Raw genomic sequence first — 12,843 nt, 5'->3', positions numbered from 1 at the left:
AACGGCGCAGGAACGTTTCTTCTCGTCCGGTCCGAACCGGAACCCCTCAGGAGGGGCCCATGCCGCCGACGGGCGCGGCGGCCGACACCAGGCGATTGCGCGCCCGGCCCATGAGCTCTTCGCGCTCGTCCTCGGTGAGCCCGCCCCACACCCCGTAGGGCTCGCGTACCGCAAGGGCGTGGGCCGCGCACTGCGCACGCACCGGGCAGCGCATGCACACCTCTTTCGCCGAGCTCTCGCGCGCGCTCCGTGCCGCGCCGCGCTCGCCCTCCGGGTGGAAGAAGAGCGAGCTGTCGACCCCACGGCAGGCCGCGAGGAGCTGCCAGTCCCACAGATCGGCGTTCGGTCCGGGAAGGCGGGAGAAATCTGCCATTGCTCTTGTCCCCTTGAAACCGTGCTGAGGCGGATGGGCGGGCCGGTACGGGACGGGTGTGCATGGGGGCTCATCCGAAACGTACGTACCGACGAAGGTACATCTCCTGTGTAAGTAGATGTAAATATGACTCATTGGGAATCTAGCCACAGACACCAGCAAAAGGGAAGAAAAGCCGCTAAATGGGGCATAGCTCAAAAAGTTGGGCGGCCGGCCGGCGACACTCTGCTGTGTGCACGGTTCCTCACGTAGAGTGCCGAACGTGCCCGCCCGACCCGTAACTCTTTCGAGTGACCGTCGTTGAGAGTGCGGAGGCGGTTGAAACGACAAGCGCTCGGGCAGGTGTCCGAGAGCGTCAATCGCTCAGGTGACACATGTACCCAGCCTGGAGGCTCAAGGTGACGCGCATCAGCTGCGGAGGGCGGCCATGACATCAGTCCTCGTCTGCGACGACTCCCCGCTTGCCCGCGAGGCGCTCCGCCGCGCGGTTGCGACCGTGCCCGGCGTCGAGCGTGTGACGACGGCGGCCAACGGCGAGGAAGTCCTCCGCCGCTGGGGTGCCGACCGCTCGGACCTGATTCTGATGGACGTACGCATGCCCGGTCTGGGCGGCGTGGAGACCGTCCGTCGGCTGCTGTCCGCCGATCCGGGCGCCCGGATCATCATGCTCACGGTCGCCGAGGACCTCGACGGGGTCGCGCTCGCGGTCGCCGCCGGGGCCCGGGGCTACCTGCACAAGGACGCCTCGCGTGCCGAACTGCGCGCGACCGTCACCCAGGCGCTCGCCGACCCGACCTGGCGGCTCGCGCCGCGCAGACTGCGGTCGGCCGAGATGGGCGCGGCGCCCACGCTCACCGCGCGGGAGATCCAGGTGCTCGAAGGCATGAGCCACGGCCGCTCCAACGCCGAGATCGGCCGGGAGCTGTTCCTCTCGGAGGACACGGTCAAGACGCATGCCCGACGACTGTTCAAGAAGCTCGGCGCCTCGGACCGGGCGCACGCCGTGGCGCTCGGTTTCCGCTGGGGCCTGGTGCGCTGACGGCAGGTGAGACAGCTGGTCGGAGCCCCGTCCGCCGTCGGGCGGACGGGCCCGGTCGTCCCGCGAACGGCAGCAGTAGGTGTTGCTTCCGCCGCGATGCCGCATCCTTGTAGGTGTGGAGTTCCTCGGGGACAGGTCGGTCGAGCGGGAGGGGGGTGCAGGGGATGAGTTCCGGCGCACCCGCTCATAACGCTTCGGTGCACAACTACGGACGGGGTGCCACGGGCGGGACGACGCCGGGGCACCATGGACCGATGCGCGACGACGAGGCTGCGGCCCAAGGGGTCATCGGTGCACTCGTCCACCGTGCCGTCGACGGAGACGAGCAGGCGACGCACGATCTGCTCGCGCATGTTCACCCCCTCGCGCTGCGCTACTGCCGCACCCGTCTCAACCGGTTGCCCGGTGATGCTCGCCACTTCGTGGAGGACCTCGCCCAAGAGGTCTGCGTCGCCGTTCTGATGGCGCTGCCGCGCTACCGCGACACCGGGCGCCCCTTCGAAGCCTTCGTCTTCGCCATCGCCTCGCACAAGGTCGCCGACCTCCAGCGGGCCGCGATGCGCCACCCCGGTTCGACGGCCGTGCCGTCCGACGAGATGCCGGAGCGGCCGGACGACTCGCTCGGCCCGGAGGAGCGCGCGCTGCTGAGCAGCGACGCCGAGTGGGCCAAGAAGCTCCTCGCCAACCTCCCCGAGAACCAGCGCGAGCTCCTCGTGCTGCGGGTCGCCGTCGGCCTCACCGCCGAGGAGACCGGCCAGATGCTCGGCATGTCGCCCGGCGCCGTCCGGGTCGCCCAGCACCGCGCGCTGAGCCGGCTGCGCGCCCTCGCCGAGCAGTAGGCGGGCCCGTCGACGCTTGCCGGGTCCGCGCGTTCCGGGTCCGCCGGGCGGCTGCCCGGCACGTGCGAACGTACAAAGAATCCCGATGATCTTGCTCGTGGAATGAGACACCCGCACAGCCCGTTAGCATGGACATCCGCACCGATCAAGGCCATTGGGGAAGGTGTCATGACTGCAAACGTCGACGGAGTGCCCGAGAAGTTCGCGACGCTCGGGCTGACATACGACGACGTCCTGCTCCTGCCGGGCTCGTCCGACATGGCGCCCGACCAGATCGACACCTCCTCGTACCTCTCCAAGAACGTCAAGGTGAACGTCCCGCTGCTGTCCGCGGCGATGGACAAGGTCACCGAGGCGCGCATGGCCATCGCGATGGCGCGGCAGGGCGGCGCGGGCGTGCTGCACCGCAACCTCTCCATCGAGGACCAGGCCAACCAGGTCGACCTGGTGAAGCGCTCCGAGTCCGGCATGGTCACCGACCCGATCACGGTGCACCCGGACGCGACGCTGCGCGAGGCCGACGAGCTGTGCGCCAAGTTCCGCATCAGCGGCGTTCCGGTGACCGACTCCGCGGGCAAGCTGCTCGGCATCGTCACCAACCGCGACATGGCCTTCGAGTCGGACCGCAGCCGCCAGGTGCGCGAGGTCATGACCCCGATGCCGCTGGTCACCGGCAAGGTCGGCATCTCCGGCGTGGACGCCATGGAGCTGCTGCGCCGCCACAAGATCGAGAAGCTGCCGCTCGTCGACGACGCCGGCATCCTCAAGGGCCTCATCACGGTCAAGGACTTCGTCAAGGCGGAGAAGTACCCCAACGCCGCCAAGGACAAGGACGGCCGGCTCCTGGTCGGCGCGGCCGTCGGTGTCGCGGGCGACGCCTACGAGCGCGCCCAGGCGCTGATCGCCGCCGGTGTCGACTTCATCGTCGTGGACACCGCGCACGGCCACTCCCGCCTGGTCGGCGACATGGTCGCCAAGATCAAGTCGAACTCTTCCGGCGTCGACCTCATCGGCGGCAACATCGCGACCCGCGACGGCGCCCAGGCGCTCATCGACTCGGGCGTCGACGGCATCAAGGTCGGCGTCGGCCCCGGCTCCATCTGCACCACCCGCGTCGTGGCCGGCATCGGCGTCCCGCAGGTCACCGCGATCTACGAGGCCTCGCTGGCCGCCAAGGCCGCGGGCGTCCCGGTCATCGGCGACGGCGGCCTGCAGTACTCGGGCGACATCGCCAAGGCCCTGGTCGCGGGTGCCGACACGGTGATGCTGGGCTCGCTGCTCGCCGGCTGCGAGGAGTCGCCGGGCGAGCTGCTCTTCATCAACGGCAAGCAGTTCAAGTCGTACCGCGGCATGGGCTCGCTCGGCGCGATGCAGTCCCGCGGCGACCAGCGTTCGTTCTCCAAGGACCGGTACTTCCAGGAGACCGTGTCCACCGACGACAAGCTGATCCCGGAGGGCATCGAGGGCCAGGTGCCCTACCGCGGCCCGCTGTCCGCGGTCGTGCACCAGCTCGTCGGCGGTCTGCGCCAGTCGATGTTCTACGTCGGCGGCCGTACCGTCCCCGAGCTCCAGGAGAACGGCAAGTTCGTCCGGATCACCTCGGCGGGCCTCAAGGAGAGCCACCCGCACGACATCCAGATGACCGTCGAGGCGCCGAACTACAGCAGGAAGTAAGTCCGCAGCACCCGACGAGGGGCGGTCCCGGAGTTCCCGGGGCCGCCCCTCGCCCGTGTGTCGGGGATACTGGAGCATGCAGACGTAGAGGGAAAGGCCCACACAACGTGACTGAGATCGAGATCGGGCGCGGCAAGCGCGGCCGCAGGGCGTACGCGTTCGACGACATCGCCATCGTCCCGAGCCGGCGTACCCGGGACCCGAAGGAGGTCTCGATCGCCTGGCAGATCGACGCCTACCGTTTCGAGCTGCCCTTCCTGGCCGCCCCCATGGACTCCGTGGTGTCGCCGCAGACGGCGATCCGCATCGGTGAGCTCGGCGGCCTCGGCGTGCTGAACCTTGAGGGTCTGTGGACCCGGTACGAGGACCCGCAGCCGCTGCTCGACGAGATCGCCGAGCTGGACGAGGCGACCGCGAGCCGCCGCCTCCAGGAGATCTACGCGGCGCCCATCAAGGAAGAGCTGATCGGGCAGCGCATCAAGGAGGTGCGCGACTCCGGTGTGGTCACCGCCGCCGCGCTCTCCCCGCAGCGCACCGCCCAGTTCTCGAAGGCCGTCGTGGACGCGGGCGTGGACATCTTCGTCATCCGCGGCACCACGGTCTCCGCCGAGCACGTCTCGGGCGCGGCCGAGCCGCTCAACCTGAAGCAGTTCATCTACGAGCTGGACGTTCCGGTCATCGTCGGCGGCTGCGCCACGTACACCGCGGCCCTGCACCTGATGCGTACCGGCGCGGCCGGCGTTCTGGTGGGCTTCGGCGGCGGTGCCGCGCACACCACCCGCAACGTCCTGGGCATCCAGGTCCCGATGGCCACCGCCGTCGCCGATGTCGCCGCGGCCCGCCGCGACTACATGGACGAGTCCGGCGGCCGTTACGTCCACGTCATCGCGGACGGCGGCGTGGGCTGGTCCGGCGACATCCCGAAGGCCGTCGCCTGCGGCGCCGACGCGGTGATGATGGGCTCCCCGCTGGCTCGCGCCACCGACGCCCCGGGCCGCGGCCACCACTGGGGCATGGAGGCCGTCCACGAGGACGTGCCGCGCGGCAAGCTCGTCGACCTGGGCATCGTGGGCACCACCGAGGAGATCCTCACCGGTCCCTCGCACACCCCGGACGGCTCGATGAACCTGTTCGGCGCCCTGCGCCGCTCGATGGCGACGACCGGCTACAGCGAGCTCAAGGAGTTCCAGCGGGTCGAGGTCACGGTGGCGGACGCGCAGCACAAGCGCTGACACCCGGCACAGGGCTGACGCCCAGTACCGCGAAGGGCCCGGATCACCTGGTGATCCGGGCCCTTCGGCGTGCGCGCGCCCGTTCGGGCGGGCGGCGGGGTGCTTAAGCGGCGGCCTTCTTGGCGCCGGAGAAGGCGGCCACCGCGGCGACCGCGAAGAAGAGGAAGGTGAGCGGGTCCGCGTCGGCCTTCCAGCCCTCGTTCAGGAGGCTGAAGTGGTCGAAGAACAGCTCGGAGACGGTCACCGGAAGCGCCTTGCTGGCGATGATCGCCTCGCCCAGGAGCTGGCCGAAGTAGACCGCGACCAGGGAGAGCACCGCGCCGAGGACGGGCAGCGCGGGGTTGCGGCCGCCGACCTTGCCGGCCGCGAAGCCGACGAGGAAGCCGACACCCACGGCCGCGTAGCCGATCTCGTGCTTGGTGGCGCCGATGATCGCGCCGTAGACGCCCGCCGTGACGACGGCGGCCACGACCGCGGCGATCAGACCGAGCGCGAAGTTGTTCCGCACCGGGGCGGCCGGCGGTGCCGCCGGGTAGCCGAAGCCGCCCTGCGGCGGCTGGCCCTGGTCGAAGGGGCCCTGCTGCTGCGGCTGCTGCGGTGGCGGAAAGGACTGGCTCCTCTTCGCGTTCCCCCTGGAAACAAACACGGGCAAGCGCACGGCTGTGCGATTGCGGCCCCGAAGAGTAACAGCCGCACCACGCGTCGCATAAGAATTATGTAAGGCAGGGGTCACAGCCGGTGCGCCGCCCCCGCCGGGGTCGCGCCGCGTGTGTCCAGCAGGAGCTGCGCCTTCACCGCGAGGCCCTGGAGGTCGTACGTGTGGTGGTGCTGGAGCAGCACGGTCAGATCGGCGTGGGCGGCGGCCTCGTAGAGCGAGTCCGCGCGCGGAACCGGCTGGTCACGGACGCGCCAGGCGGGCACGTGGGGGTCGTGGTACGTGATCTGCGCACCCAGATCCATCAGGCGCCCGGCGATCTCCTGGGCGGGGGAGCCCTCCTGGTCGGCGAAGTCCGGCTTGTAGGTCACGCCGAGCAGCAGGACACGTGCTCCGCGGGCCGACTTGCCGTGCTCGTTCAGGAGCGTGGTGGAGCGCTGGACGACGTAGCTCGGCATGTGGGCGTTGATCTCGCGGGCGAGCCCCACCATGCGCAGGCCCGCGTACGGCAGCGGGGTCGGGTCGAGCGGGAGGCCGTGGCCGCCGACGCCCGGTCCCGGCCGGAAGGCCTGGAAGCCGAACGGCTTGGTCTCCGAGCAGCGGATGACGTCCCACAGGTCGACGCCCATGTCGTGGCAGAGCACGGCCATCTCGTTGACCAGAGCGATGTTGACGTGCCGGAAGTTGGTCTCCAGGACCTTGGACATCTCGGCCTCGCGCAGGCCGCGGGCGCGGACCACCTTGTCGGTGAGCCGGCCGTAGAACGCGGCGGCCGACTCCGTGCAGGCCGGGGTGAGCCCGCCGATGACCTTCGGGGTCGCCGCGAAGCCGTGGGCACGGTTGCCGGGGTCGATACGGCTCGGCGAGCAGGCGAGGTGGAAGTCCCGCCCGGCCCGCAGGCCCGAGCCCTCTTCGAGGATCGGGCGCACGAAGTCCTCGGTGGTGCCGGGGTGGCCCGACGACTCCAGGACGACGGTGGTGTGCGGGCGCAGTCGCCCGGCGAGGACGCGGGCGGCGTCGGCCACCGCCGAGAGGTCGAGGGTGCGGTCGGGACCGAGTGCGGTGGGCGCGCAGATGACGGCGGTACGGACCCGGCCGAGCTCCGCCGGGTCCGTGGCGGTGTGGAAGCCGCCCGCGAGCATCCGGCGCAGATCGGCGGGGGTGAGCGAGCCGTCGACGGGGGTGCGCCCCGCGTCGAGCTCGGCGAGGACGCGGGGGTCCGTGTCGTGGCCGACGGTCTGGATGCCGGCGGCGACGGCGGCTTGGGCGAGGGGCAGGCCCAGGTGGCCGAGTCCGATGACGGCGAGGTCTGCGGGCATGTGACCGTCCTTCCCTTAGCCGGAGGGGACATGGAGCGCAAGCCCTGTGGACAGAATGAGCGTGCGGAATGTCAGACTAAGAGGAAATATGACTGATTTACGGCATTGCGGGGGCCCGGCAAGCCGAGTGTTGTCCACAGGCGGTGGCCGATGTCGGTGGTCCCGTCCAGAATCGAGGGTGTGAGCCGGACCACCCGGTCCGCGCGACCACCCCGATCCACGGGAGGCAAGCCGTGAGGACAGCGACACTGGGACCCGAGCAGCGCGCACAGGCGCTCGCCGCCATGGCCGAACGCGAGCTGGACGTGCTGGTCGTGGGCGCGGGGGTGGTAGGAGCGGGCACGGCCCTCGACGCGGCGACCCGGGGCCTGGCCACCGGTCTGGTCGAAGCGAGGGACTGGGCGTCGGGCACGTCGAGCCGCTCCAGCAAGCTGATCCACGGCGGGCTGCGCTATCTGGAGATGCTCGACTTCGCCCTCGTGCGTGAGGCCCTCAAGGAACGCGGGCTGCTGCTCGAACGGCTCGCCCCGCACCTGGTGAAACCGGTCCCGTTCCTCTACCCGTTGCAGCACAAGGGCTGGGAGCGGCTGTACGCGGGCTCGGGCGTCGCGCTCTACGACGCGATGTCCGTCTCCTCGGGCCACGGCAGGGGTCTGCCGACGCACCGTCACCTGAGCCGCCGCCACGCGCTGCGCGTGGCACCCGCGTTGAAGAAGGACGCGCTGGTCGGAGCGTTGCAGTACTACGACGCCCAGATGGACGACGCCCGTTATGTGACCACTCTCGTGCGCACCGCGGCCGCCTACGGGGCCCACGTCGCCAACCGGGCCCGGGTCGTGGGCTTCCTGCGCGAGGGCGAGCGGGTGGTCGGCGCCCGGGTGCAGGACGGCGAGGCGGGCGGCGAGTACGAGGTCCGCGCCAAGCAGGTCGTGAACGCGACGGGGGTGTGGACCGACGACACCCAGGCCCTGATCGGGGAGCGAGGGCAGTTCCACGTACGGGCCTCGAAGGGCATCCATCTGGTGGTGCCCAAGGACCGGATCCACTCGAACACCGGCCTGATCCTGCGGACCGAGAAGTCCGTACTCTTCGTCATCCCCTGGGGCCGGCACTGGATCGTCGGCACCACCGACACCGACTGGGACCTCGACAAGGCGCACCCGGCCGCCTCCAGCGCCGACATCGACTACCTGCTCGAACACGTCAATTCGGTGCTCGCGGTGCCGCTCACCCGGGACGACGTCCAGGGCGTCTACGCCGGTCTGCGGCCGCTGCTCGCCGGGGAGTCCGACGCCACCAGCAAGCTCTCGCGCGAGCACACCGTCGCGCATCCCGTGCCGGGGCTCGTGGTCGTGGCGGGCGGCAAGTACACGACGTACCGGGTGATGGCGAAGGACGCCGTGGACGAGGCGGTGCACGCGCTCGACCAGCGGGTGGCGGACTGTGTGACCGAGGACATCCCCCTCCTCGGTGCCGAGGGCTACAAGGCGCTGTGGAACACCCGGGCCAGGATCGCGGCCAGGACCGGGCTCCATGTGGTCCGCGTGGAGCACCTGTTGAACCGGTACGGCTCGATGGCCGAGGACCTCCTGGAGCTGATCACCGCCGATCCCACGCTCGGCGAACCGCTCGCCGCGGCCGACGACTACCTGCGCGCCGAGATCGTCTACGCCGCTTCGCACGAGGGGGCCCGTCACCTCGACGACGTACTGACCCGGCGCACCCGCATCTCCATCGAGACCTTCGACCGGGGCACGCTCTCGGCGCGGGAGTGCGCGGAGCTGATGGCGCCGGTGCTCGGCTGGGACAGCAAGCAGATCGACAAGGAGGTGGAGCACTACGAGAAGCGGGTGGAGGCGGAGCGGGAGTCGCAGCGCCAGCCGGACGACCTGACGGCGGATGCGGCCCGGCTCGGGGCGCCGGACATCGCACCGGTTTAGCCGCACCCCCGGATACCGGGTGCCCCGGGGCGCGTGCGGGGGCGAGCCGGTGCTGGCCTTGGCACAGCCCGCCGCCCGCTGCCCGCTGCCCGCTGCCCGCTGCCCGCTGCCCGACGCCGTCCCGGGCCTCGGTGCCGCCCCCGGCCCCGCCCCCGGCCCAAGCCTCGGCCCAGGCCTCGGGCGGAACTCGGCTTCGCGGGGCGAGAGTTCGAGGGAGGGTGTCACACCGTCAGGCCGCGGGGCGCCCGCCGAGCGCGGGCGCCGGGGGAGTGGAGGGGAGTGGAGGAGTGCGTTGCGTGGCCGGTTCGGGTGGGAGGGGGAGCAGGGGCGGGGAGGGTTCGGGCGGGGACGGGGGAACCGGGCCGGTGCTCTTCGCCGTGTAGTTGAAGAGACCGCTGGTGTGGGAGAGCAGGGAAAGCAGGGTGAGGTGGCGGTCGTCGTTGGCGCGCCCGCGCACGTGCCCGGGCGGACCCCGGGTGCAGCCTGGGGGATGCCGGTCCACGGCGCCCCTCGGCCCGACGCTGTCCGCGACCGCCAACGGCGGTACTACGGTGGCCACGAACGACTTGGTGATGCAGCCCGCACGGAAGCGGTCGTCGCCGCGACGAGCAGGGCCGCGAGCATCGGCACGGCGGCTTCCCCTTCCTTCGCATTCCTTCGCAGCCAACTTGGCGGAGGTCGGACCCGGGACCATCACCGGTCCTGGCGTGAGGGACAATGGGGGCTCTGCCAGGGCGGGTTACGGGCCTCGTGCGGACGCCGAGTTCGACAACGGCTCCGGCGCGGCCGGGGACCCGGCAGGACAGACAGGTCGGAGCGGTGAGCCGGTCCGCCACCACGAGGGCAGGTCGCGGCAGGCCGCGGGCCGAGGCCGGCGCGGGCGAAGATCAGGAATCGCAGAGGGGACGCATGTCGCAGGCGGAGCAGTCGCGGGAACCCCAGCGGGACGGGCGGCAGGAACCGGAGGCGTCGTCGACGCCCGCGGAGTCCGGCTCGGACGAGACGGGCACCAAGTCCGGGCGGCGCCCGGCGGACGCGGCGCGCGCCGCGACCCCGGCCGACCGTTCGGACCGGGCCGCCGTGCCCGAGTCCGGCGATGACGCGGTGGCGAAGCCGAGCGCGGGCAAGTCGGGGGATTCCGGGCGGAATGCGGCTTCCCCCGAGGGCAACTCGGGCTCTCCGGAAGGAGATGCGAAGTCCGGCGCGGCCGCGCCCGCCCCGAAGGGCAGGCCCGATCCCCGGACGGCGGTGGCCAAGTCCGGTGCCGCGGCATCGGATGCCGAGCCGAGCGCGTCGGGCCCCAGGCTCAAGTCGCCTGCCCGACCCGGTGGAACCAAGCCCGCGACCGGTGGCGCCTCGGCGTTCGCCGCGCCGGGTGGGGCCGCGGGTGCGGGTGACCCCGGCGCCGAGCCCGCCGACGCCGAGCCGAGCCCGCGCTCCGGCGAAGCCACCCCGTACGACACGGCAGGCAAGGCCGACACAGCAGGCAAGGCAGGCAAGACAGGCAAGACAGGCGAGGTGGGCAACACCGACAAGGCGGGCACCGGCAGCTCGGACGCGACCCCGGCCGCCAACCCGGCCGCCAAGTCGCCCGCTGCCGCGGCCGCGTCGCGGCCCGCTGACGCCAAGTCGGCGTCGAAGCCGGCCGCCGAGCCCAGCGACGCCAAGCCGGCCGCCAAGGCGGCGGGTGCGAAGGCGAGCGCGTCGGCCGCCGGGGCCGAGAGCGTCAAGGCCGCCCCCGCGGTCCCGGCCGCCAAGGCCGGTGCCGACAAGGCGGCCGCCCAGCACGTCACCCCCGCCGCCGGTGGGGAAGGCCGGCTGCTCGCCGGCCGGTACCGGCTCGGTGGGGTGCTCGGGCGGGGCGGCATGGGCACCGTCTGGCGGGCCGTCGACGAGACGCTCGGGCGGACCGTCGCGATCAAGGAGCTGCGCTTCCCCTCCAGCATCGACGACGACGAGAAGCGCCGCCTCATCACGCGCACCCTGCGCGAGGCCAAGGCGATCGCCCGGATTCGCAACACGGCAGCGGTGACCGTCTACGACGTCGTGGACGAGGACGACCGGCCGTGGATCGTCATGGAGCTCGTCGAGGGCAAGTCGCTCGCCGAAGCCGTGCGCGAGGACGGCACGCTGACGCCCCGCCGGGCTGCCGAGGTGGGTCTCGCCATCCTGGACGTGCTGCGTTCCGCCCACCGCGAAGGCATCCTGCACCGCGACGTCAAGCCGTCCAACGTGCTGATCGCCGAGGACGGCCGGGTCGTGCTGACCGACTTCGGCATCGCCCAGGTGGAGGGCGACCCCTCCATCACGTCCACCGGCATGCTCGTCGGCGCGCCCTCGTACATCTCGCCCGAGCGGGCCCGCGGCCACAAGCCGGGCCCGGCCGCCGACCTCTGGTCGCTCGGCGGGCTCCTGTACGCGAGCGTGGAAGGCGTGCCCCCGTACGACAAGGGTTCGGCGATCGCGACGCTGACGGCGGTGATGACCGAGCCGGTCGACCCGCCCAAGAACGCGGGACCGCTCCTGGAGCAGGTCATCTACGGGCTGCTCGCCAAGGACCCGGCGCAGCGGCTCGACAACGCCGCCGCGCGCAAGCTGCTCACCGGGGTGCTCAACGCGCCCGAGCGCCCCGAGCCCGCGCCGGAGCCGGTCTCCCCCGAGGCGACGCGGGTGATTCCACTGCCCCGCGAGCCGAAGAGCGACGTGGCCGCCGAGCGGATGCGCGGCGCCCTCAAGTCCGTGCGGAACGCGGCCGCCGAGGCCAAGGCGTCCGCCAAGGAGAAGGCTCAGGGCGCCAGGGAAGCGCGGGACGTCCGGTCCAAGGCGGTGCCCACGCGGACGAAGTCCGGGGCGCCGTCGGGCCCGGTGCCGCCGCCGCGCGCGCCGCTCACCGACGTCGTGCCGCGCCGCACCCTGGTGATCATCGCGGTGGTCGCCGCGCTCGCCATACTCGGCACGGTGCTGGCCATCACGCTCAGCTCGGGGGACGACTCCCCGGGCAAGGCCAAGGGCGACAAGTCGGCCTCCAGCGGCCCCGCGGCCTCCGGTTCTTCGGCGAGCAGCAAGCAGGGCAGCGGCAGCCAGAAGCCGTCCGGCGGGAGCACCCCGTCGGGCCAGGTCGGTACGGCCGGGCAGGGCGACGGCAAGGGCGACGACACCGGTACCGGGGACAACACCGGCACCGGCGACGGCAGCAACGGCAGCAAGGGCGGTGGCACGGGCAACGCCGCCACCACGCCCTACAAGTCCTCCCAGGGCTTCTCCATAGGGTTGCCCGCGGGTTGGTCCTTCAGCAAGACCGACGACGCGGGCGACCGCTTCAACGGGCCCGACGGGCAGCGGCTCCTCATCGGCTGGACCGACAGCCCGCGGAAGGACCCGGTGGCGGACTGGACGAGCCAGGAGTCCGGCATGACGAGGTCCGGCTACAAGCGCGTGAAGATAGCCGCGGTGAACTACCGGAACTGGCCCGCCGCCGACTGGGAGTTCACCTACAACGACGACAGCGGGGTCAAGTACCACTCGGTGGACCGGGGCTTCGTCGTCAGCCTCAGCCAGGGCTACGGCATCATGTTCTCGGCCAAGGACGCGGACTGGTCGAAGCCGGAGACCCAGCAGACACTGGCCACGCTCTTCGCCACCTTCCAGCCCGCCTGAGCCCTCGCACGGGCCGCGCGCGGGCCATCCATCGGCCAAGCGCGGGCCTCGCGCGGGCCATCAGTCGGGTCAAGCACAGGGCCGCGCACGGGCTACGGGCGGCCGGTCCGGGGTA

At 71.8% G+C, this 12,843-nt stretch carries 10 protein-coding genes; 6 read left to right on the top strand and 4 right to left on the bottom strand.

The window, feature by feature from the left end:
- Positions 1-46: 46 nt before the first annotated feature.
- Positions 47-373, bottom strand: a complete 327-nt coding sequence (locus IE267_RS02570) for a WhiB family transcriptional regulator (RefSeq protein ID WP_189762027.1) — start codon at positions 371-373, stop codon at positions 47-49.
- 427 nt (positions 374-800) lie between these two features.
- Here IE267_RS02570 and IE267_RS02565 point away from each other — a divergent pair, with 427 nt between their 5' ends.
- The 4 genes from IE267_RS02565 to IE267_RS02550 all read left to right on the top strand — a co-directional run bounded on the left by IE267_RS02565 (position 801) and on the right by IE267_RS02550 (position 5,157).
- On the top strand, positions 801-1,412 hold the full coding sequence (locus tag IE267_RS02565) for a response regulator transcription factor (RefSeq protein ID WP_003948568.1): 612 nt from the start codon (positions 801-803) through the stop codon (positions 1,410-1,412).
- A 254-nt stretch (positions 1,413-1,666) separates the two neighbouring features.
- On the top strand, positions 1,667-2,251 hold the full coding sequence (locus tag IE267_RS02560; protein WP_161247532.1) for a sigma-70 family RNA polymerase sigma factor: 585 nt from the start codon (positions 1,667-1,669) through the stop codon (positions 2,249-2,251).
- Positions 2,252-2,419: 168 nt separating this feature from the next.
- Positions 2,420-3,925, top strand: a complete 1,506-nt coding sequence (gene guaB, locus IE267_RS02555) for an IMP dehydrogenase (protein WP_161247530.1) — start codon at positions 2,420-2,422, stop codon at positions 3,923-3,925.
- 107 nt (positions 3,926-4,032) lie between these two features.
- The gene (locus tag IE267_RS02550; protein ID WP_161247528.1) at positions 4,033-5,157 is read left to right on the top strand and encodes a GuaB3 family IMP dehydrogenase-related protein; all 1,125 of its coding nucleotides are present in this window, start codon (positions 4,033-4,035) and stop codon (positions 5,155-5,157) included.
- A 103-nt stretch (positions 5,158-5,260) separates the two neighbouring features.
- Here IE267_RS02550 and IE267_RS02545 read toward each other — a convergent pair whose 3' ends face one another.
- Together IE267_RS02545 and IE267_RS02540 are read right to left on the bottom strand one after the other, a co-directional pair.
- Positions 5,261-5,809 carry a hypothetical protein gene (locus tag IE267_RS02545; RefSeq protein ID WP_229860584.1) on the bottom strand — a complete coding sequence of 183 codons (549 nt, stop codon included), beginning with the start codon at positions 5,807-5,809 and terminating at the stop codon, positions 5,261-5,263.
- Between the two features lie 77 nt (positions 5,810-5,886).
- Positions 5,887-7,131: a nucleotide sugar dehydrogenase gene (locus IE267_RS02540; RefSeq protein WP_189762026.1), complete on the bottom strand. Its 1,245-nt coding sequence runs from the start codon at positions 7,129-7,131 to the stop codon at positions 5,887-5,889.
- 233 nt (positions 7,132-7,364) lie between these two features.
- On the opposite strand from IE267_RS02540, the gene IE267_RS02535 reads away from it, so the two are divergent.
- Positions 7,365-9,071 (top strand): glycerol-3-phosphate dehydrogenase/oxidase, encoded by a 1,707-nt coding sequence (locus tag IE267_RS02535; protein WP_161247521.1) that lies wholly within the window; start codon positions 7,365-7,367, stop codon positions 9,069-9,071.
- Positions 9,072-9,300: 229 nt separating this feature from the next.
- On the opposite strand, the gene IE267_RS40350 is transcribed toward IE267_RS02535, so the two are convergent.
- Entirely contained in the window at positions 9,301-9,765 is a 465-nt protein-coding gene (locus IE267_RS40350; protein ID WP_189762025.1) for a serine hydrolase, read from the bottom strand.
- A gap of 215 nt (positions 9,766-9,980) precedes the next feature.
- On the opposite strand from IE267_RS40350, the gene IE267_RS02525 reads away from it, so the two are divergent.
- Positions 9,981-12,728, top strand: coding sequence for a serine/threonine protein kinase (locus tag IE267_RS02525; protein ID WP_189762024.1), 2,748 nt, complete (start codon positions 9,981-9,983; stop codon positions 12,726-12,728).
- The last annotated feature ends 115 nt before the right edge of the window (positions 12,729-12,843 follow it).

It is taken from the genome of Streptomyces xanthochromogenes (genome assembly GCF_014650455.1).
Classification (GTDB): domain Bacteria; phylum Actinomycetota; class Actinomycetes; order Streptomycetales; family Streptomycetaceae; genus Streptomyces; species Streptomyces xanthochromogenes.
Note: the sequence above shows the minus strand (reverse complement) of the source record. Positions and strands in the feature narration are given on the sequence as shown.